The organism is Rhodococcus sp. P-2, assembly GCF_016598535.1.
Classification (GTDB): Bacteria; Actinomycetota; Actinomycetes; order Mycobacteriales; family Mycobacteriaceae; genus Rhodococcus_F; species Rhodococcus_F baikonurensis.
Genome location: NZ_CP066779.1, coordinates 4,894,848 through 4,915,472, shown reverse-complemented (window position 1 = coordinate 4,915,472; position 20,625 = coordinate 4,894,848). Strand labels below are relative to the sequence as shown.

General features: G+C 61.9%; 21 protein-coding genes. 16 read left to right on the top strand and 5 right to left on the bottom strand.

Features of this window, described 5'->3' with window-relative positions; all coding sequences use genetic code 11:
• Nucleotides 1–24 precede the first annotated feature (24 nt).
• On the bottom strand, nt 25–882 hold the full coding sequence (locus I7X09_RS23040) for a MaoC/PaaZ C-terminal domain-containing protein (RefSeq protein ID WP_200313849.1): 858 nt from the start codon (nt 880–882) through the stop codon (nt 25–27).
• Complete coding sequence (gene kstD / locus I7X09_RS23035; RefSeq protein WP_185564823.1) at nt 872–2,605, bottom strand: 3-oxosteroid 1-dehydrogenase; 1,734 nt, start codon at nt 2,603–2,605, stop codon at nt 872–874. Before kstD ends, I7X09_RS23040 begins: the two co-directional genes overlap by 11 nt.
• Nucleotides 2,606–2,720: 115 nt before the next feature.
• On the opposite strand from kstD, the gene I7X09_RS23030 reads away from it, so the two are divergent.
• Genes I7X09_RS23030 through I7X09_RS23005 form a run of 6 tightly spaced genes read left to right on the top strand, consistent with a single transcriptional unit; the run spans nt 2,721 to nt 8,300 of the window.
• Nucleotides 2,721–4,319 carry an FAD-binding protein gene (locus I7X09_RS23030; protein ID WP_200313847.1) on the top strand — a complete coding sequence of 533 codons (1,599 nt, stop codon included), beginning with the start codon at nt 2,721–2,723 and terminating at the stop codon, nt 4,317–4,319.
• 3 nt (nt 4,320–4,322) lie between these two features.
• The gene (locus I7X09_RS23025; protein WP_200313845.1) at nt 4,323–5,108 is read left to right on the top strand and encodes a 2-keto-4-pentenoate hydratase; all 786 of its coding nucleotides are present in this window, start codon (nt 4,323–4,325) and stop codon (nt 5,106–5,108) included.
• 8 nt (nt 5,109–5,116) lie between these two features.
• On the top strand, nt 5,117–6,019 hold the full coding sequence (locus I7X09_RS23020) for an acetaldehyde dehydrogenase (acetylating) (RefSeq protein ID WP_124568885.1): 903 nt from the start codon (nt 5,117–5,119) through the stop codon (nt 6,017–6,019).
• The gene (gene dmpG, locus I7X09_RS23015; RefSeq protein ID WP_200313843.1) at nt 6,016–7,059 is read left to right on the top strand and encodes a 4-hydroxy-2-oxovalerate aldolase; all 1,044 of its coding nucleotides are present in this window, start codon (nt 6,016–6,018) and stop codon (nt 7,057–7,059) included. The genes I7X09_RS23020 and dmpG overlap by 4 nt, the downstream gene beginning before the upstream one ends.
• Before the next feature lie 3 nt (nt 7,060–7,062).
• Nucleotides 7,063–7,815, top strand: coding sequence for an SDR family NAD(P)-dependent oxidoreductase (locus tag I7X09_RS23010; protein WP_200313841.1), 753 nt, complete (start codon nt 7,063–7,065; stop codon nt 7,813–7,815).
• Entirely contained in the window at nt 7,812–8,300 is a 489-nt protein-coding gene (locus I7X09_RS23005; protein WP_200313839.1) for a VOC family protein, read from the top strand. Before I7X09_RS23010 ends, I7X09_RS23005 begins: the two co-directional genes overlap by 4 nt.
• Here I7X09_RS23005 and I7X09_RS23000 read toward each other — a convergent pair.
• Nucleotides 8,287–9,894 carry an FAD-dependent monooxygenase gene (locus I7X09_RS23000; protein ID WP_200318047.1) on the bottom strand — a complete coding sequence of 536 codons (1,608 nt, stop codon included), beginning with the start codon at nt 9,892–9,894 and terminating at the stop codon, nt 8,287–8,289. The genes I7X09_RS23005 and I7X09_RS23000 overlap by 14 nt on opposite strands.
• Before the next feature lie 814 nt (nt 9,895–10,708).
• Between I7X09_RS23000 and I7X09_RS22995 the strand changes: the two genes are divergently transcribed.
• From I7X09_RS22995 to I7X09_RS22970, 6 genes are all read left to right on the top strand, one after another.
• Nucleotides 10,709–11,884 (top strand): alkane 1-monooxygenase, encoded by a 1,176-nt coding sequence (locus I7X09_RS22995; protein WP_124568882.1) that lies wholly within the window; start codon nt 10,709–10,711, stop codon nt 11,882–11,884.
• Nucleotides 11,881–12,051: a rubredoxin gene (locus I7X09_RS22990; protein WP_200313837.1), complete on the top strand. Its 171-nt coding sequence runs from the start codon at nt 11,881–11,883 to the stop codon at nt 12,049–12,051. The genes I7X09_RS22995 and I7X09_RS22990 overlap by 4 nt, the downstream gene beginning before the upstream one ends.
• Before the next feature lie 30 nt (nt 12,052–12,081).
• Nucleotides 12,082–12,273: a rubredoxin gene (locus tag I7X09_RS22985; protein ID WP_007734094.1), complete on the top strand. Its 192-nt coding sequence runs from the start codon at nt 12,082–12,084 to the stop codon at nt 12,271–12,273.
• Nucleotides 12,273–13,529 carry an NAD(P)/FAD-dependent oxidoreductase gene (locus tag I7X09_RS22980; protein WP_200313834.1) on the top strand — a complete coding sequence of 419 codons (1,257 nt, stop codon included), beginning with the start codon at nt 12,273–12,275 and terminating at the stop codon, nt 13,527–13,529. Before I7X09_RS22985 ends, I7X09_RS22980 begins: the two co-directional genes overlap by 1 nt.
• 74 nt (nt 13,530–13,603) lie before the next feature.
• Nucleotides 13,604–14,230, top strand: a complete 627-nt coding sequence (locus tag I7X09_RS22975; protein ID WP_200313832.1) for a TetR/AcrR family transcriptional regulator — start codon at nt 13,604–13,606, stop codon at nt 14,228–14,230.
• Nucleotides 14,231–14,426: 196 nt separating this feature from the next.
• A complete protein-coding gene (locus tag I7X09_RS22970) occupies nt 14,427–15,260 on the top strand; it encodes a hypothetical protein (RefSeq protein ID WP_200313830.1) in 834 nt (277 codons plus the stop codon).
• 73 nt (nt 15,261–15,333) lie between these two features.
• On the opposite strand, the gene I7X09_RS22965 is transcribed toward I7X09_RS22970, so the two are convergent.
• Both I7X09_RS22965 and I7X09_RS22960 read right to left on the bottom strand, forming a co-directional pair.
• Complete coding sequence (locus I7X09_RS22965; RefSeq protein WP_007734099.1) at nt 15,334–15,705, bottom strand: hypothetical protein; 372 nt, start codon at nt 15,703–15,705, stop codon at nt 15,334–15,336.
• Nucleotides 15,706–15,707: 2 nt separating this feature from the next.
• Nucleotides 15,708–16,868 (bottom strand): Rieske 2Fe-2S domain-containing protein, encoded by a 1,161-nt coding sequence (locus tag I7X09_RS22960; RefSeq protein ID WP_200313828.1) that lies wholly within the window; start codon nt 16,866–16,868, stop codon nt 15,708–15,710.
• 195 nt (nt 16,869–17,063) lie between these two features.
• Here I7X09_RS22960 and hsaA point away from each other — a divergent pair, with 195 nt between their 5' ends.
• The 4 genes from hsaA to hsaB are packed head-to-tail and all read left to right on the top strand — an operon-like array spanning nt 17,064 to nt 20,611.
• On the top strand, nt 17,064–18,239 hold the full coding sequence (gene hsaA, locus I7X09_RS22955) for a 3-hydroxy-9,10-secoandrosta-1,3,5(10)-triene-9,17-dione monooxygenase oxygenase subunit (protein WP_031332838.1): 1,176 nt from the start codon (nt 17,064–17,066) through the stop codon (nt 18,237–18,239).
• Between the two features lie 10 nt (nt 18,240–18,249).
• Nucleotides 18,250–19,128, top strand: a complete 879-nt coding sequence (gene hsaD / locus I7X09_RS22950) for a 4,5:9,10-diseco-3-hydroxy-5,9,17-trioxoandrosta-1(10),2-diene-4-oate hydrolase (RefSeq protein WP_200313826.1) — start codon at nt 18,250–18,252, stop codon at nt 19,126–19,128.
• The gene (gene hsaC, locus I7X09_RS22945) at nt 19,128–20,030 is read left to right on the top strand and encodes an iron-dependent extradiol dioxygenase HsaC (RefSeq protein ID WP_003945585.1); all 903 of its coding nucleotides are present in this window, start codon (nt 19,128–19,130) and stop codon (nt 20,028–20,030) included. Before hsaD ends, hsaC begins: the two co-directional genes overlap by 1 nt.
• Nucleotides 20,027–20,611: a 3-hydroxy-9,10-secoandrosta-1,3,5(10)-triene-9,17-dione monooxygenase reductase subunit gene (gene hsaB / locus I7X09_RS22940; RefSeq protein ID WP_003945677.1), complete on the top strand. Its 585-nt coding sequence runs from the start codon at nt 20,027–20,029 to the stop codon at nt 20,609–20,611. The genes hsaC and hsaB overlap by 4 nt, the downstream gene beginning before the upstream one ends.
• The last annotated feature ends 14 nt before the right edge of the window (nt 20,612–20,625 follow it).

Here is a 20,625-nt window from a genome sequence, read left to right as displayed (position 1 = left end):
AGGTGGGTATCAGACAGGTTGGTATCAGACAAGAGTGAGAACTACGTCAGCCAGAGCAGGAGCTTCGCGCTCCAGTACAGAAGCTGAGATCAGGAGTCGCCCATTGTCTTTCCAGATCTGGATACTCAAGTTCTCGCCGGGAAATACGACCCCGGCAAAGCGGGCCCGAAATCCGGCTACCCGACTGCTGTCGCCGTCGAGCATGGTATCCACTGCGGTCTTGCAGACCATTCCGTAAGTACACAGTCCATGCAGGATAGGCGCTGGAAAGCCTGCCGCGGAGGCGAATTGCGGATCCGAGTGCAACGGATTCCGATCACCACACATCCGGTACAGCAAAGCCTGCTGTGGAAGCACAGGCGTCACCACTGTCTCATCTGGTTCGCGATCCGGAAGCGAAATCGACTCCGACGGACCACGTTCACCCCCGAAACCACCCTCGCCGCGGGCGAAAATGGACGAGCGAGCGGTCCAGAGAGGGTTGCCTTCGGCGTCGACCGTGACGGATTCCTGCACGATCACCGCGGCCTTGCCCTTGTCCCAGACCTCGGCGATTCGAGTTGTGGTGCGACCACTTCCACTTGCCGGGATCGGCTGATGGACAGTGACTTCCTGGCTTCCGTGGACTACCTTCGCCAGATCGATTTCGACGCCGGGGAACGAGACCTTCGGGGCTTCGGTGGCGTGGAAGTTGGCGGCGACGGTGGCGAAGGTGGGCAGTACCTGAGGCTTTTCGTCGTCGAGGTAGCGCAGTTCGCTCGGATCGAGCGGACGTGCTCCAGCGCCCAGTGCCAAGTGGTAGTGCTGCACGTCCGACTGCGTCCACGAGAACTCTTGTGGGGCAAGCTCGGCGCCGAGCGCGATCTTCGGATCAATTGGCATGGTCGACCGCCGTCTTTTCAGTCGCAGCTGATGCCGTTGCTCCGGTGGTCTCGGCCTTCTTTGCGCGCTCGACGATGTCGAGTACGGCCAGGTAACCGAAAGTCATTGCGGGACCGATGGTCGCGCCCGGTCCGGCGTAGGTGTGGCCCATGACCGGAGCGCTCGCGTTGCCGGCGGCGTAGAGGCCGTCGATGACGCTTCCGTCTTCGCGTAGTGCTCGGCCGTTGACGTCGGTGCAGATTCCGCCCTTGGTACCGAGGTCACCCGGAACCATCTTGATGGCGTAGAACGGAGCCTTGCTGATTTCGGCGAGGCTGGGGTTCTTCAGCCGGGGATCGCCGTAGTACGCGTCGTATCCACTGTCGCCACGTCCGAAGTCCTCGTCCTTGCCGTTGCGCGCGAAGCCGTTGAACCGATCGACGGTCTCGGTCAGCGATGCGACGGGAAGCCCTGTCTTCTCGGCCAATTCGGCAATGGTTCCTGCCTTGACCACGATGCCGGCCTTGAGCCAGCGGCCGGGGAAGGGGGAGCGGGGAGTGATACCGGCAAACGTGTAGCGGTTGCGGTAGCGCTGATCGAGGATCATCCACGTCGGGATGTTCTCGCCGGGGCCTTCGCCCTGACCGTACTCACCGCCGTACATCGCATGGGTTGCCTCGACGTACGGAGCGGCCTCGTTACCGAAGCGCTTGCCCGACATGTTGACCATCATGCAGCCCGGGAGGGTGCGCTCGGAAAGAGCGAACCACGGGCCGCCGGTCAGTGGAATGGACGGGCCCCACCAGGCGTCGTCCATGAAATCGACTGCAGCGCCGACTTCTTGGCCCGCGCGGATGCCGTCGCCGGTGTTGGCCTTCGCGCCGACGGTCCATTCGGTGCCGATGGGTGCGCGCTGGTACTTCTCACGCATTTCCTTGTTGTGCTCGAATCCGCCGGATCCCAACACGACTCCGTGGCGGGCGCGAATGACCTGCTCCTCGCCGTCGACGAGGACGTTGACGCCGCGAACTGCGCCGTCTTCGGTGTACAGGGAGGTCAGCGGGGTGTTCAGCAGGATGGGTACTCCGGCGGACTGAAGTCCGAGTCGAATACCGGCGACCAGTGCCTGGCCGCGAACCAGCAGATCCTTCTTGGTGGCCTTGGCTGCGAGGAATCGCATGCCGACCTTCATGGCGCGCAGGGGTCCGCGAGGATTGCGCATCAGCAGGTTGAGCCACTTGTAGTCGGCCTGGGTGATGACGAAGTTCTTGGGGGCCTTGACGTAGTCGGGCTCGAGGTTCTTGCGGTCGGCGCCCAACTTGTTGCCGTCGAACGGGGTGGGCTCGACACTGCGTCCACCGAGGCGTCCGCCGGGAGCTTCCGGGTAGTAGTCGGAGTAGCCGGGCACCCACTGCAGTTCGAGCGGGCTGTTCTTCAACACGAACGAGAGCATCTCGGGACCGCGCTCGAGATAGGTGTCGATGCGTTCGGGAGCGACGACGTCGCCGATGATGCTGTGCAGGTAGGAACGTGCGGCCTCCGGGGTATCGGTGACACCGTCCGCCTGAAGTGCCTCGTTGTTGGGGATCCAGACCCCACCACCGGAACGGGCGGTCGATCCGCCGTAGTGGGCGGCTTTCTCCACGATGACCACACTCAAGCCCTGGTGGGCTGCGGTCAAGGCCGCTGTCATACCTGCGGCACCACTGCCGACGACGACGATGTCGTATTCCTGCTTGCTCATGTAGAACACGTTATAGAATGATGGGGGTGTCAGTCCATGCTTTCTGCCAGGAAGTATTTCCGGACGTTGTCATTGATAACGAAACACGTTGCAGTGAGATTGAGGATGGTGCGGTGTGACCTGGGATACTTCGGTTGACGTCCTTGTCGTCGGGTTCGGTGTGGCGGGCGCCAGCGCGGCGCTCGAAGCGGTAGCGGCCGGTTCGTCGGTTCTGGCGATCGACCGAGCGCTCGGTGGTGGTGCCAGCACGATTTCCGGAGGAATCTACTACGCCGGTGGCGGCACCGTGATTCAAAAGGAAGCCGGCATCGAGGACAGTCCCGAAGCCATGCTCGCCTACCTGAACCGCGAGGTCGGTGACGCGGTGACGCCGCAGACCCTGCGCCGGTTCGTCGACGAGAGCCCGGCGTCGATCGACTGGCTGCGCAGTCACGGAGTGCCGTTCGAGGCCTCACTGTGTCCTTACAAGACGTCGTACCCGAGCAACAAGCACTACCTCTACTTCTCGGGCAGCGAATCTGCCGGTGGGTTCCGTGACATCGCAAAGCCTGCTCCGCGCGGTCATCGTGCCAAGGGGCGTGGCACCTCGGGGAAGATGCTGTACGGCCCGCTCGCGAAGTCCGCGGAGGCGAAGGGCGTCCAGTTGCTCGGCCAGACGCGAGCGGACCGGCTGATCATCGAGGACGGCCGGGTGATCGGCGTCGAAGCACTGACGCTTCGTGACGCACCTGCCGGAGTTCGGCGCCGGCACGCGACGCTCGGATCCCTGTCCTCCAAGCCCGGCGTCTACGCGCCGCAGTTGCGCACGATTCTCGACGCACTCATCGCGAAGATCGAGAAGAAGTACGCCAAGCGGATTCGCATCCAGGCGCGCGGAGGCGTGATCCTGAGCGCCGGCGGCTTCGTCTCCAATCGCGAGATGATGCGCACCCATGCCCCTGCCTACAAGGGCGGTATCCCGCTCGGCACCTCCGGGGACGACGGCAAGGGCATAAACCTCGGCATCGAGGCCGGGGGAGCGACCGACAAACTCGGCAATGTCTCCGCCTGGCGATTCATCGTCCCGCCCAGCGCTTTTCTCGGTTCGGTTCTGGTGGGTGAATCCGGAGAGCGGATCGTCGACGAGTCCCGCTACGGCGCCGCACTTGGTCAGGCGATGGCGGAGAAGAGCCGCGGAATCGGTTGGTTGCTGGCAGATTCCGCACTCGTTCGTGAAGCGAAGTCGCAGATCGGTGACCAGTCGATGTGGTTCCAGCGAGTACAGACCACCGGCATGATGCGTACCGCCGTCCGTGGCAACACCATTGCCGAGGTCGCCCGGAAAGCGGGGATAGACGTCGCCGGCCTTCAAGCCACAGTCGACGCGCACAACTCCGCCGCCGCTGCCGGACAACCTGATCCGATGGGCAAACCGTCGGACTTCGTCAGGCCGATACTGTCTGCACCGTTCACGATGTACGACGTCTCGATCAAGCCCAACATGATGAATCCGTGCCCGATGCTCACGCTCGGTGGATTGGTGGTCGACGAATCGTCCGGCATGGTGAAAAACGAGGCCGGGGAGGGTATCCCCGGCCTGTATGCCGCCGGCCGTACCGCCGTCGGTATCTGTTCCAACTCGTATGTGAGCGGATTGTCGCTCGCCGACTGCGTGTTCTCCGGCCGTCGTGCCGGCCAGCATGCAGCCACATTCGCAACAGCCGGAAAGGCCTGATCGATGCTCTCGACGCAGATCCGCGGCGAACTTGCCGACCATCTCGATTCGGCGGAACGGGACCGCGCTCCGATCAGTCCGCTGATCGCCGACTATCCGGAAATAGATGTCGTCGATGCCTACGAGATCCAGCTCATCAACATCCGGCGTCGAGTTGCCGGTGGCGCAAAGGTGGTCGGACACAAGGTCGGGCTCTCGTCACTGGCGATGCAGCAGATGATGGGCGTCGACGAGCCCGATTACGGTCACCTGCTCGCCGAGATGGAAGAGTACGAGAACCGTCCGGTCGACACGTCGCGGTTCTGCTTCCCACGCGTCGAGGTGGAGGTCGCCTTCATTCTGGGAGCAGATCTGCCGGGCGCCGGGTGCACCGAACAAGACGTCATCGACGCCACTGTCGCCTATGCGCCGTCCATCGAGTTGATCGACAGCCGGATCAAGGACTGGAAGATCGGCCTCTCGGACACTATCGCGGACAACGCGTCCTCCGCCGGGTTCATTCTCGGCAAGGAACGAGTTCGCCCGTCGGACATCGACATCAAGGCGATCGATGCGGTGCTGACCTGCAACGGCGAGCGGATTGCGGAGGGGCGCAGCGATGCGGTTCTCGGTAACCCGGTCACCGCTGTCGCGTGGTTGGCGCAGAAGGTCGACACGTTCGGAGTTCGGCTCAAGGCCGGCGACATCGTTCTGCCGGGTTCGTGCACGCGAGCGATCGACGCTCATCCAGGCGACAACTTCCGAGCCGAGTTCAGCGGCCTCGGTTCCGTCTCTCTTCAGTTCACGTAGGAGTAGTCATGACCAAGGCAAGTGTGGCGATCGTCGGATCGGGAAACATCAGTACCGATCTGTTGTACAAACTGCAGCGTTCCGAGTGGCTCGAACCGCGATGGATGATCGGAATCGATCCCGAGAGTGAAGGGTTGGCGCGCGCCCGCAAGATGGGACTCGAGACCTCCGCCGAGGGCGTCGACTGGTTGCTCAGCCAGGCGGAGAAACCGGACCTGGTCTTCGAGGCGACGTCGGCATACGTGCACCGCGAGGCAGCACCCCGCTACGAGGCCGCCGGTATCCGTGCCGTCGACCTGACTCCGGCCGCGGTCGGCCCGGCTGTGGTTCCGCCCGCGAACCTGCGCGAGCACCTCGACGCGCCCAACGTCAACATGATCACGTGCGGTGGGCAGGCAACCATTCCGATCGTCTACGCGGTATCGCGTGTCGTCGACGTGGCATACGCCGAGATCGTCGCCTCCGTGGCGTCGTTGTCCGCCGGCCCGGGAACTCGCGCGAACATCGACGAGTTCACCAAGACCACCAGCCGCGGTATCGAGACCATCGGCGGCGCACAGCGCGGCAAGGCGATCATCATCCTCAACCCCGCAGACCCGCCGATGATCATGCGCGACACCATCTTCTGCGCTATCCCCGAGGACGCCGATCGGGCCGCGATCACCGACTCCATTCACCGCGTCGTCAAGGACATCCAGCAGTACGTGCCGGGTTACCGGTTGCTCAACGAACCGCAGTTCGACGAACCGAGCGTCGTTTCCGGTGGCTATGCCACGGTCACCACGTTCGTCGAGGTCGAAGGCGCAGGCGACTTCCTGCCCCCGTACGCGGGCAACCTCGACATCATGACGGCAGCAGCCACCAAGGTGGGCGAGGAAATCGCCCAGAAGCTTCTGAGTGTGAAGGCATGAGCGACATGATTCATTTCGATTCGAGCTGGGACATCCGCGTCACCGACACGTCGCTGCGCGACGGCTCCCACCACAAGCGTCATCAGTTCACCGTCGAAGAAGTACGGGCAATCGTCGGTGCCCTCGACGGAGCCGGAGTGCCGGTCATCGAGGTCACTCACGGCGACGGCCTCGGCGGGTCCTCGTTCAACTACGGCTTCTCGAAGACTCCCGAGCAGGAACTGATCAAAGCTGCAGTCGAGACGGCGACCAACGCGAAGATCGCCTTCCTGATGCTGCCCGGGCTGGGCGTCAAGGACGACATCGTCATTGCGCAGGACAACGGTGCGTCTATCTGCCGCATCGCAACTCACTGCACCGAGGCGGACGTATCCATCCAGCACTTCGGTCTCGCGCGTGAGCGTGGACTCGAAACCGTCGGATTCCTCATGATGGCTCACTCGATTCCGCCGGAGAAGCTGGCCAAGCAGGCCCGCATCATGGCCGACGCGGGTTGCCAGTGTGTGTACGTGGTCGACTCGGCCGGCGCGCTGGTACTCGAGCAGGTATCCGATCGCGTCGAGGCGCTGGTTCAGGAACTCGGCAACGATGCTCAGGTCGGCTTCCACGGCCACGAGAACCTGGGCCTGGGCGTCGCCAATTCCATCGCGGCAGTTCGTGCGGGAGCCAAGCAGATCGACGGCAGCACCCGTCGGTTCGGTGCCGGTGCCGGCAACGCCCCGGTCGAGGCCTTCGTCGGTGTTTGCGACAAGATCGGCGTCAAGACCGGTATCGACTTCTTCGCGATCGCCGATGCAGCCGAAGACGTTGTGCGCCCGGCAATGCCGCAGGAATGCCTGCTCGATCGTCAGGCACTGATGATGGGCTACGCCGGCGTGTACTCGAGCTTCCTCAAGCATGCCGAGCGTCAGGCCGAGCGGTACGGAGTGTCGTCCGCGGAGCTGTTGGTACGCGCAGGCAAGCGCAAGTTGGTCGGCGGCCAGGAAGATCAGTTGATCGACATCGCACTGGAACTCCAGCGCGAAGCAGCGGCTTCCTAGCCCGTGGCAGACGTACTGGCCGGAAAAGTGGCCTTGGTGACCGGCGCGTCCTCAGGGTTGGGGCGCGCGGTGGCCGAGATACTCCACCGCAGGGGCGCACAGGTTTTCGGTATCGCCCGTGACAAGGAAAAGCTGCGGCAGTCGATGGTCGAGGTGGTCGGCGCGGACGGTGAGCGTCGTTACGCGGCGACGGACGTCTCGGATTCTGCTCAGTGTGATGCGGCAGTACAGGCGTGCGTCGAAGCGCTCGGTGGTATCGACATCCTCGTCAACGTGGCGGGATCCCACTCGCTTCGTCATACGGCGGATATTGCGGATTCCGAATGGGCACATGACCTTGCGGTCAATCTGAACGGACCGTTCTTCCTTTCCCGCGCAGCATTGCCACACTTGCTGAAACGGGGCGGCAACATCGTCAACGTCTCCTCGATCGCGGGGCTGGAAGGGCAGGCGTACTCGGCTGGATACTGCGCTGCCAAGCACGGACTCATCGGTCTGACCAGGGCGATGGCGATGGAATTCACCGGAAAGTCTCTGCGGGTCAACGCAATCTGCCCCGGCGGCATGATGACTCCTCAAGTCACCGGATTCACCTTCCCCGACGGAGTCGACTTCGATCTCGTCATGAAGGTTGCATCGCCGCGAGGCTTGATGGAAGCCGAGGACGTTGCGAAGATGGTGGCTTTCGTGGCCTCCGACGACGCCTCGGCGATACACGGGGCCGTCTACTCGGTGGACAACGGAAAAATGGCATGACCCCCTTGGTCTCGGGACCGATCTTCCAGATCTGCTGGGTGGTCGAGGACATCGAGGCCGCCGAACAGGAGTTCACTCGGCAGTGGGGAGTGGAGCGATGGCTACGTATGCCAGACATCGCCTTTGGTCCAGAGACCACAACGTATCGAGGTGAGCCTGCCGACTATGTCGTTCACGTGTCGATCGGATATGCCGGCAGCCAACAGCTCGAGTTGATCCAACCAGTGTCCGGACGCAACCTGTACACGGAGTTCCTGGAGACTCACGGCGTCGGAGTTCATCACATGGCTTGGGTTCCAGACGATTATGAGGCGACGTTGCTCGAGGCCGAGCATCGCGGAATGTCGGTGGTGCAACAAGGTCGGGTAGAGGGCGCCGGCATGGAGTTCTCCTACCTCGATGCCGGGCCGTTGGGTGGATACGTCGAGTTGATGCAGCTCTCGCCCGAGATTCGGTTGATGTTCGCTTCGCTCATTCCTGATTGACGGCAAACACTTTCGTGAAGTAATCGGAAACGTTCTCCGGGTGACCACGGAATCCGAGGTAGCCGTCGGGGCGAATGACCAGCGCCGTCGTACCTTCGACCCCATACGCGGCGCACAGTTGCGAGGCGTTGTCCTCGATGGTCGGCACCAGCGAGTCGACGGTCACGGTTCCCGGTGGCACTATCGCGTAGACGTCCAGCAAGCCGTGCGCTGATCGAATTGCGGCGTCGGCCACCTTCTCCAGGTTGTTGATGCTCTCTGCGGATCCGTCCGAAGTCAGCAGTAACGTGTGGTCGACTCCGGACAGCAAGTCGAACAACCGAATTGGATACTGCACACCGTCTCGGCGCATTCCGCGTGCATCGGGTGCACGCTCGCCCGGTTGAACGTGTGGACTCGAAGAATCACGCCCGGTGTTCAGCGGACTCTCCGAGTAGTCGATCAACAATTGAGCCTGGCGCCGCATTGCCGTGTCGATGGAAGACTCTCCCGAACCGATTCCTTCTCGAGCATTTCGGACCGTCATCCCGACGACTTCTTCACCGACCGGCCGCCTTTCGGCGTCGTAGGTCTCGAGAAGATCCGCATTCGCAACACCCTTGACGGCGAGCGCTACCTTCCATGCGAGATTGTGGGCATCTTGGATCCCGGTGTTCATGCCCTGCGCTCCAGTCGGGGGATGGATATGTGCGGCGTCACCGGCGACGAAGACCCGCCCGCGACCGTAGGCGTCGACGATGCGGTGGCTGATGCGAAATACCGAGGACCACCGCAGCGTCGAGGCGGTTGTCGGTTCTGGGGACAGTCTGTCCAGCACTGCTTGGATGTGATGGAGCTCAGGTGTCGTGCCGGTTGAAAAGCCGTGTTGTACAGCGGCTTTGTTCGACGATTCGTCCGGCATCAACTCTTCCGGAACGAGCATCGACATGCGGTACCGCTTGTGTCCGGGGAGCGGGATGCACACGAGTAGGTCGTCGGTGGTTCCGTCGTCGGCGGTGTGGTTGGCTCGGACGGAGTAGCCGCTGGGGATCGACCAGTCGACTTCGACGTCGCCGAGCATGTAGCTTTCGGCAAACGCACCGCCCTCGAAGCTCAGGCCAAGCCCTTTGCGGACCACGCTGTGAGCGCCGTCGGAACCCACCAGGTACCGGGCTGTCACGGTGCTGCCGTCGCTGAGTGTGCAGGTGACGCCGTCGTCGGATTGTTCGAATGCGGTAAGGCCGACTCCGCGTTCGACGGTTGTCCCCAATTCGGCGAGGCGCTCGGTGAGGATGCGCTCCGTCGAATACTGGGGCAGGCAGAGGAACCAGTAAGGGACGTCCTCGGGGAGGATGAGGTCGACGCGGCCGACCTCGACGCCGTTCGTGTACATGATTTGACCGCGCATCAATGTCGAGGCATCAAGCGCCTGGCGGAGCACCCCCATGTTCTCGAAGAGTTCGAGAGTGCGTGGCTGAATCCCGACGGCTTTCGCGTATTGCCGCGGTTCGTCGAGCGGGTCGACTATTCGACATGAGATACCGCGTCTGCGCAGCTCGATCGCGGTGGTCAAGCCGATCGGGCCGGCGCCCGCTACCAATACGTCGGTATCCATGAGGACCCACTCACGTCGAGGACAGTCGGTCATTTCAGTATGGGTAAGCGAACATTTGTTTTGGGGAAATTCGCGCAAATCGGACATCGAGAGCTTGTGTCTCTCACTGGACGGTCCGAACGCGCTCCGATTGTCTTGCGCTAGTGCTCGGGTTCGAAGCTAGCTGAGATTCGCCCGCACAGGAGCGCGAGCTCGGCCTCGCCGACGCGTGGCGCGTCGTCCCATGAATCAACGTCGTTCCAACTCAGTGAACTCGGAGCGCCGAAAGGCCTGACGAAAACGTGCTGATGAAAGTGGGGGACGCTTAGCCCGGCGATCGCGGAGAACACGAATTCCGGAGTTAATTCCGAGTCGAGAGCACGTGAGACGCGCCTGACCGCGCGTGCGATGGCGAGTGCTTCAGGCTCGGATAGTGAGGGCAACCCGGACACGTGTCGACGGGTCTCGACGAACACATATCCAGGAACCGAACGTCCGTGTGGTGGAGGGGGTCGATGGGTGACAACGACGAAGTCGTCCTCGAAAATTCGAGGGCTGACGAGCGGACCTGTTCCTCGGTGCTTGGCGCATATGGCGCACTTTGACGTCCCCATTCCGCTTTTGTACCGAGCGTGGCCCGGTGGTGGAAGATTTGCGATCAGCCCGGCTGGAAAGGTCGCTGCTTTGTACAAATCTGCGTGTTTGTAAAACTTTTACCTCCAAAATCGTTGACAAAAGACCGCAATTTGTCCACTCTCTATACATAGATGTTGTTCGTGTCGCGGATTGCCGCGCAGGACGCACTCACTGATTCGAACGAGAACTGGAGAATTCGATGGCGGCGTTGGTGTACACCGAGCCAGATGGTCGGCTCGCAACTTGGAGAGACCGGAAACGCTACTTATGGCTGTTGGCGCTGATTCCGTCATCGGCAACTTTCATCGCCGTGGGGCTTGTTACCGCCACCGGATGGAATGTCTTCTGGTGGACCGGCCCACTGATCGCGTTTGCCCTCATTCCTGTCATCGACATTCTGGCGGGTGAGGACGGGAAGAATCCGCCCGACGAGGTGATCGACGAACTCGAGAACGACCGCTTCTACCGGTGGTGCACCTACGCCTATCTGCCGCTGCAGTACACGGCCTTCTTCCTGTCCTGCTACATCTGGGCGCGTTGGGATTTGAGCGTTCTCTCCAATATCGGACTCGCAGTGACGATAGGTGTGACGGCCGGAATCGGCATCAACACCGCCCACGAACTCGGGCACAAGAAGGAGAGCGTCGAGCGCTGGTTGTCCAAAATCGTTCTCGCACAGAGTGCTTACGGTCACTTCTACCTCGAGCACAACCGTGGCCACCATGTGCGAGTGTCGACTCCGGAAGATCCGGCGACCTCGCGCTTCGGTGAGACCCTCTACGGTTTCTGGCCGCGCAGCGTAGCCGGGGGATTGAAGTCGGCGTGGCATCTCGAGAAGACCCGCTTCGAGCGTTTGGGCACCACGCACTGGAGCATCAAGAACGACGTGCTCAACGCCTGGCTCATGTCGGTTGTTCTGTTCGGTGTCGCGCTTGCAGTGTTCGGGATCGGTATTGCGCCGTACCTCGTGATCCAGGCCTTCATCGGATTCTCGCTGCTCGAAGCGATCAATTACCTCGAGCACTACGGACTCCTGCGTCAGAAAACCGCAAGCGGACGGTACGAACGATGCACGCCGGCGCACAGCTGGAACAGTGATCGCATCTGCACCAACGTCTTTCTCTATCACCTGCAGCGGCACAGCGATCACCATGCGAACCCGACGCGTCGCTACCAGGCGCTTCGCAGCATGGAAGAGGCACCTCAGCTCCCGAGCGGGTACGCCAGCATGATCATGCTCGCCACAGTTCCGCCCTTGTGGCGCAAGGTGATGGATCACCGCGTCCTCGCGCACTACCGAGGTGACATCACCCAGGTCAACATCGCGCCGAAGAAGCGGGCCAAGATCCTCGCGGCCTACGGGGTGAACGCATGAACGCCTACATCTGCCCGATCTGCGATTACACGTACACCGAATCGACAGGTGCTGCGCGAGAGGGCTTTCCGCCCGGCACGCTATGGTCGAGTATCCCGGACGACTGGTGCTGCCCCGACTGCGGCGTCCGCGAGAAGGTCGACTTCACGCTCGTCGCGCAATCCTGATCGAACTATTCACAGGCGAAAGGAAAACCGATGTCCGAGACTGCCACTGCTTACAAATTGTTCCGCTGCCTCCAGTGCGGGTTCGAATACGACGAAGCGATCGGCTGGCCCGACGACGGTATCGAGCCGGGCACTCGCTGGGACGAGATTCCCGAAGACTGGTCCTGCCCTGATTGTGGTGCTGCCAAAGTCGATTTCGAGATGGTCGAGGTGGACCGCTGATGACAGCGGTCCGCGAGTCCGACACACGCACCGTGGTGATCGTGGGCACGGGCATCGCCGGTGCCGGTGCGGCGCAGGCCCTGCGCAAGGAAGGGTTCGGCGGCAGCATCATCCTGATCGGCAGCGAACCCGAGGAGCCGTACCGACGCCCGGCGTTGTCGAAAGAACTTCTGTCCGGGAAAGCGTCGATCGATCGGGTTCGGTTGCGGCCCTCGACGTTCTGGAGCGAGGAGGGCATCGACCTCCGGATCGGCAAGACTGTCACGAGTATCGACACCGATACCCGCACAGTACATTTGGACGACGCCGAGAGCATCGACTTCGACGTTCTGATTCTTGCCACGGGTGGACGGTCCCGACGGTTGGCCGCGGACGATTCCGAGCGCGTTCACTATCTTCGGGATATCGCAGACATGCGACGCTTGCAATCCCAGCTGATCGAAGGATCCTCGCTATTGGTGGTCGGCGGTGGCTTGATCGGATCCGAGGTGGCATCGACCGCACGCGACTTGGGTTGCAGTGTGCAGGTTCTCGAAGCGCAACCGCTGCCCCTGTCCAGGCTGCTTCCACCGTCGATAGCGGAGAAGATCGCCGCGCTGCACGCCTCGGCGGGCGTCGCCTTGCAGACGGGAGTTGACCTCGAGACGCTCACGACGGGTGCCGACGGCGTCACCGCACGTGCGCGTGACGGACGCGAGTGGACAGCGGACTTGGCCGTCGTCGCAATCGGATCCTTGCCCGATACCGATGTGGCTGCTGCTGCGGGTATTGCGGTGGACAACGGGATTTCGGTCGACCGATACCTCAGGACGTCTGTCGATGGTGTGTACGCGATCGGCGATGTGGCCAACGTGCCCAACGGTTTTCTCGGCGGCATGCACCGTGGTGAGCACTGGAACACTGCGCAGGACCACGGCGTAGCAGTTGCCAAGACCATCGTGGGCAAGGATGAACCTTTCGAATCCGTCCCATGGAGTTGGTCGAACCAATTCGGCCGCAACATCCAGGTAGCCGGTTGGCCAGGTGCCGATGACACCGTGATCGTCCGCGGAGACTTGGACTCCTACGATTTCACCGCGATCTGCATGCGCGACGGAAATATCGTCGGTGCTGTGAGCGTGGGCCGGCCGAAGGACATTCGCGCCGTCCGAACCCTTATCGAATGCTCCCCGGACACCAGCGCAGACGTACTCGCCGATACAAACAGGGATCTGACCGAACTTGCGGCGGGTCTTGTCGCCTCACCGGTGCTCTGAGTGTGCTCGTGACTTCTGCAGCCTGCGTGTCCACCGTTTTGACACCGAGCACGGGCGATGGAAATCTTCCCGATATGTCCACCGCTCGTGCCCGTGTCCCGTACCACGAGGCAGCTCGTCAACTTCTCCGTGCGTCAGCGCTCGACGCCACACGCGAACTCTTGACCGAGAAATCGTGGAACGACATCACCATGGCGCATATCGCGGAAGCTGCGGGTATGAGCCGGCAGACGTTGTACAAGGAGTTCACGTCACGTCAGGGATTGGCGTCGGGATACCTTATACGTTTCGTCGACGAGTTCCTCGAAGAGGTGGAACGCGAAGTAACGCTGCACCATTCGGACCCCCGGGGTGCGGTCTCGGCGGCCTTCCGTGCATTCTTCGACGCCGGTGCCCGGGATCCGATGGTGGTCGGTATTGTCGGTCCTCGTCCGCAACATGACCTGCTGAGCCTGGTCACCACCGACGGGACTCCACTGCTCGAACATGCGAGCGCTAGGTTGGCCGAGATCTTCATGACCAGTTGGGCGAACGTCGACCGCATCCATGCCGAGATGTTCGGCAGCACGATAGTGCGTCTCGCGATCAGCCACGTGACGTTGTCCTTCGGTACTCCCGATCAGATCGCCGAGAACCTGGGGGAGATGTTCGGGCCGTTCCTCGATCAGGTCATCGGTTCGGGAGCAGTCGAACCGAGCTGAGCCAACGGGATCGATACGGTTTCCGAGCTAGGACGGAAGTTCGATCGAGCGTGATCGCCGTAGTTCTTTGGTGGGAAATATCGCCGTTATGTGTGAATCCGCGTCTCACTTCTCGGTAGCGTGCCGGGCGTAGATCGAGGTGCGATCCGCAGGGGTGGCTCTCGTGAAGTTCCGTCAACGATGGAGGAATTCGAAGATGAAGAGCCGCAATAAATCTCGAGTGTTGTCGACCGTTGTGGTAATTGCATCGTTTGTCATGGCCGGGGCAGGTGTGGCAGTCGCCGACGAATCCTCGTCAGGGTCCTCCGGGGGAGGATCACTCGGTTCCTCCAGTGCGCCGGAGGTTGATCCGTTGACCTTCGACGGTTGGGGCACGTGCCCGATCGAGGATCTCGAGGTGACGACGTGCGCCACCGTCGTGGTGCGGGGAGGGACCATGAAATTGGGTGCACTTTCGGTGCCGATCCCGGACGGCAGTCTCAAGGTTGCGGGCGGGGTGAAATACGCGATCCAGCCCGACAACAGTTTCGTCGAGACCTTCGTCGCCAAGCAGGACGGGTCCAACGGGGTCTATTCCAACCCGATTTCGGTGCCAGGGGGTGCGCTCGGGATCGATACTCCGCTCGGATTGACTCAGATCAGCGCGACAGTCGAATCGGTGGGAGTCCCGGATCTGAAGGTCCTCGAGCAGGAACTCACGATGCCGGTCCGCTTGAAACTGTCGAATCCGTTGCTGGGCGACGATTGCTACATCGGTTCGATCTCGAATCCGATCAACCTTCATCTGACGACAACAGGCAACCCGCCATCGGAACCCATCGGTGATTTCCCGGGTGCAGTGTTTCCGGCAGTCCCACATTCGGATGCTGCGTTTGCGGCGCCGGGGGCTAGCGGATGCGGACCACTGGGTGCGCTCAACTGGGCGGTGAATCTCCGTGGGGGAGTGCCGGCAGTCAGCGGAAAGAACTCGCTCACCACGTCGAGCGACGTCTATGCGGTGGCTGCACGGAAAGTGCGACCGCCTGCCTGACAGACGCACAGTTACCGGAACGCACAACGAGGGCCGACCCGTGGTGGGTCGGCCCTCGTTCTGCACAATCAGGTCAGCTGACCTCGGGATCACGCACCGTGATAGTGCCGTCCCTGACTGCGTCGGCGATGCTGTCGTGCAGCTTCGGGCAACCGTCTTTCAATGCCGTCGACTGCCCGGAAGCGATTGCCTCTTTGAAGGTGTGGCAACGCAGCGCCGGGTCGGAAGTCCACTGAACACTGGTGTGCTTGTACGTGTTCTTGCGAACAAGTACGCAGGCACCGCATGCCTTGCAGTCGACCTCCTGCAGACCCGAGTCGAGATATTCGTGCTTGTCCTCGATCGTCTGGGCCGCGATCGCCTCGAGCCGTTCCGTTTGCCCGGCAAAGTCCGGTGCCTTGGCCCAACGAGCCCACCGTGCGTCGGTTCCGATCGAGGCGCTCACGATTAGACCTCTGCTTCCTTCTTTGCCGCTTCTGCTGCGGCTTCCTTCTCGGCCTTCTGGCGTGCGAGGTTTTCCTCGACCTCGGCGTGCCAGGCTTCGTTTGCCTTGGTGGTGTCCACCTCGAACTCGAAGCGCTGCGTCATCTTCTCGGTGACGTCGGCCTTGTCCACGTAGAACTGCTCGTACCAGCGTCGTAGCTGGTAGACGGGGCCGTCTTCTTCGCAGAGAAGGGGATTCTCGATCTTGGTCTTGTTCTTCCAGATCGCGACGTCCTGTAGGAAGCCCTCGCTGATGCCCTCGGTGAACTTGCCGGCCAACTTGTCGGCCATCTCGTCGGAGACACCCGTCGGCTTCTTGACCGTCACGCCCCACTGCAGCACGAACGAGTCCGGGCTGATCGGGTAGTGGCAGTTGATCAGAACACTCTCGACCTCGTATCCGCTGTAGCTGTTCCACAGGGGATTGACCATGTACGACGGCCCGTAATACGCAGCTTCGGAGCGAAGCAGCGTGTCGCCGCCGTACTGGGAGGCCATTCCGATGTCGGGACGGCCAGTGGTGTTGAGGTACTGAGTGGCGATCTCACCTTCGAAGACGTTCTTGAAGTACGTCGGGAAGGCGTAGTGGATGTAGTAGAAGTGCGCCATGTCGACCACGTTGTCGATGATCTCGCGGCAGTTGGAACCCTCGATGACCATGGAGTTCCAGGTCCAGTCGGTCCATTCGTCGCTGTACGCGCCCGCGATACGGGGAATCACGATCTCCTCGGGCGGTGGGTTGCCCTCGGGGTCGTTCCAGACGAAGAGCTGACCGTTCTGCTCGAGGGTCGTCCACGCGCGGGTACGTGCGAGCGGAGGCACGCGGCGGGCATAAGGAATGCCGGTGCATTTGCCGTTGCCGCCCCAGCGCCAGTCGTGGAAGGGGCAGGCGATGGAATCGCCCTTGACCTCGCCTTGTGTGAGGTCACCGCCCATGTGACGGCAGTATCCGTCGAGAACTTTGATGTCGCCCTTGCTGTCGGCGAACACCACGAGCTTCGTACCGAAAGCCTCGATCGCGTGCGGTTTGCCGTCCTTGAAGGTCTTCAGTAGACCCAGGCAGTGCCAACCGCGGGCGAAACGAGTCTGCACCGTTCCGACGTCGATCTCGCGAATCTGCGCCATTGTGACCTCACATCCCTTCTAGCTGTTAGTAGAACACGTTATAGAACTCGATCCGGTTCCGCCAGATTTTGGGGGCACTTGTTACAGCATTGCGGCCACAAACGGGACCTTTGTCAGCGTCTCGACAGAAAAGAGAACGTGTTCTAGTCTCAAGTGTAAGTGAACCAACCGATCGAGGAAGACGGGAGCGTCGAAGTGGGTAACCATGACAGCCACGAGGTGATGCAGAGGCTCGACGCACTACTGCCGGCACTGCGCGAGCGCGCACAGGAGACCGAGGATCTGCGTCGTATCCCCGACGAGTCCATCAAGGGACTCCAGGAAACAGGCTTCTTCCGCTTGCTGCAGCCGAAGCAGTGGGGCGGATACGAAGCCGATCCGGTGCTGTTCTACTCCGCGGTCAAGAAGATCGCCAGCGCGTGCGGTTCCACAGGGTGGGTCTCCTCGATCATCGGCGTACACAACTGGCACCTCGCCCTCTTCTCTCAGCAGGCGCAGGAAGACGTGTGGGGCAACGACACTGACGTGCGCATCTCGTCCTCTTACGCTCCGATGGGTATGGGTGAAGTAGTCGAGGGCGGATACAAGGTCAACGGTGCGTGGGCGTGGTCCTCGGGTTGTGACCATGCCAGCTGGGCCGTTCTCGGTGGTCCGGTGTTCAAGGACGGCCGCGCAGTCGATTTCGTGAGCTACCTGATTCCTCGCGAGGACTACCAGATCGACGACGTGTGGAATGTGGTCGGCCTGCGTGGAACCGGCTCCAATACCGTTGTGGTCAAGGATGTTTTTGTTCCCAAGCATCGCGTTCTGAGCTTCCGGGCGATGAGCGAATTGACCGCCCCGGGCCTCGAGAAGAACACTGCACCGGTCTACAAGATGCCGTGGGGAACCATTCACCCCACCACGATCTCGGCGCCGATCGTCGGAATGGCGTACGGCGCTTACGAAGCGCACGTCGAGCATCAAGGCAAGCGTGTTCGTGCTGCGTTCGCCGGCGAGAAGTCGAAGGACGATCCGTTCGCCAAGGTGCGCATCGCCGAGGCGTCCAGCGACATCGACGCCGCGTGGCGTCAGCTCTCCGGCAACGTCGCCGACGAGTACGCGTTGATCCTTGCGGGCGAAGAGGTTCCGATGGAACTACGCCTGCGCGCTCGACGTGACCAGGTGCGCGCCACTGGCCGTGCGATTGCCTCGATCGACAAGCTCTTCGAGAACTCCGGCGCCACGGCGCTGCAGAACGGCACGCCGATTCAGCGTTTCTGGCGTGACGCACACGCTGGTCGCGTCCACGCCGCGAACGATCCCGAACGCGCATACGTCATGTTCGGAACCGGCGAATTCGGTCTGCCGATCACCGACACGATGGTCTAGAGGAGGCTCAGTGACAACCACCGAAGAAGCTCTCACCTACGAGTCCACTTCGCGGTTCGCGCAAGTGCGCCCCGATCTGAAACTGCATTTCCACGAGGCAGGCGTCGGCAACGACAAGACCATCGTGCTGCTGCACGGCGGTGGCCCAGGCGCGTCGTCGTGGTCGAACTTCGCCCGCAACATTCCGGTGTTGGCGAAGAACTTTCACGTCATCGCGGTCGATCAGCCCGGTTACGGGCAGTCCGACAAGCCGACGGAGCATCCGCAGTACTTCGTGCACAGTGCGTCGGCGCTCAACGATCTCCTGGATACGCTCGAGATCAGCGGTCGCGTTGATCTGCTGGGCAATTCGCTCGGTGGTGGCGCTGCTGTTCGCTTTGCGCTCGACTACCCGGACCGCGCCGGTCGCCTCGTTCTGATGGGCCCCGGCGGTCTCAGTGTCAACCTGTTTGCGCCGGACCCCACCGAGGGCGTCAAGAACCTCGGGAAGTTCAGCTACCAGCCCACACGTGAGAACCTCGAAGCGTTCCTGCGGATCATGGTCTTCGATCAGAAGCTGATCACGCCGGAACTCGTCGACGAACGTTTTGCTGCGGCCAGCACTCCCGAGTCGCTCGCTGCGGCCAAAGCGATGGGTAAGTCCTTCTCCAGCGGCGACTTCGAGCTCGGCATGCTCTGGCGCGAGGCGTACAAGCTGCGTCAGCGTGTGTTGCTGATCTGGGGCCGTGAGGACCGGGTCAACCCTCTCGACGGCGCACTGGTTGCGCTCAAGATGATCCCGCGCGCACAGCTTCACGTCTTCGGCGGTTGCGGTCACTGGGCGCAGCTCGAGAAGTTCGACGAATTCAACCGGCTCGCAACCGACTTCCTGCTCGACGGAGGTAAATGATGGGTATTCGATCTCTGGCGTACATGCGCATCGGGGCCACCGACATGGCTGCGTGGCGCGAGTACGGACTCAAGATCCTCGGAATGATCGAGGGCAAGGGCGTCGACGCGGAATCGCTGTATCTGCGTATGGACGACTTCCCGGCGCGTCTTGTCATCGTTCCGAACGACACCGACCGTCTGCTCGTCTCGGGTTGGGAAACCGCGAATGCCGCTGAGCTGCAGGATATCCGTGACAGGTTGTCGGCAGCCGGTGTTCCGTTCAAGGAAGGCACGGCGGAGCAACTCAAGGACCGTCGCGTCGTCGAGATGATCGCGTTCGAGGACACCTCGGGTAACTCCCTCGAGGTGTTCCACGGCGCTGCTCTCGAACATCGCCGGATCGTCAGCCCGTACGGACACAGGTTCGTGACGGGGGAGCAGGGTCTCGGTCACGTCGTGCTCACCACCGATGACGACGACGCGTCGCTGCGGTTCTACCGCGACGTACTCGGATTCAAACTTCGCGATTCGATGCGTCTGCCTCCGCAGATGGTCGGCCGACCCGCGGACGGCGACCCGGCGTGGCTGAGGTTCCTCGGCTGCAACCCGCGTCACCACAGCTTGGCGTTCCTGCCGTTGCCCAACCCGACGGGCATCGTGCACTTGATGCTCGAGGTGGAGAACTCCGACGACGTCGGACTGTGCCTCGACCGAGCACTGCGCAAGAAGGTCAAGATGTCGGCGACGCTCGGTCGCCACGTCAACGACGAGATGCTCTCGTTCTACATGAAGACTCCGGGCGGGTTCGACATCGAATTTGGTTGTGAGGGACTAGAGGTCGAGGACGAAAACTGGATCGCGAGGGAAAGCACGGCCGTGAGCCTGTGGGGTCACGACTTCACGGTGGGAATGAAGCCGTGAGTTCGCCCGACGCGTCGGTGAGTGCGGAGCAGGCGATCGATCCACGCCAGTTCCGCACGGTTCTCGGGCAGTTCTGCACGGGTATCACCATCATCACGACAGTCGACGACGGTGAGCCCGTCGGGTTCGCGTGCCAGTCTTTCGCCGCCCTGTCACTCGACCCGCCTTTGGTGCTGTTCTGCCCCACCAAGGGTTCTCGGTCGTGGGCGGCGATCGAGCGGACCGGGAAGTTCGCCGTCAACGTGTTGGCGGAGGAACAGCAGGCGGTGTGTGCTCGTTTCGGGTCACGTGAGCCGGACAAGTTCGCCGGTATCGATTGGACGCCATCACCTCTGGGCTCGCCGATCATCGACAAGTCTCTCGCACACATCGACTGCACGGTGGAAACCGTCCACGACGGCGGTGATCACTACGTCGTCTTCGGTCGGGTGTCGTCGATGAGTGAGATCAAGACCGAACGCCCGCTGCTCTTCTATCGTGGGCAGTACACGGGCATCGAACCGGACAAGACTGTTCCGGCTACCTGGCGTGACGATCTGGAAGCTTTCCTGACGACCACGACGGAAGATACCTGGCTGTAGGGGCAAGCCCCCGT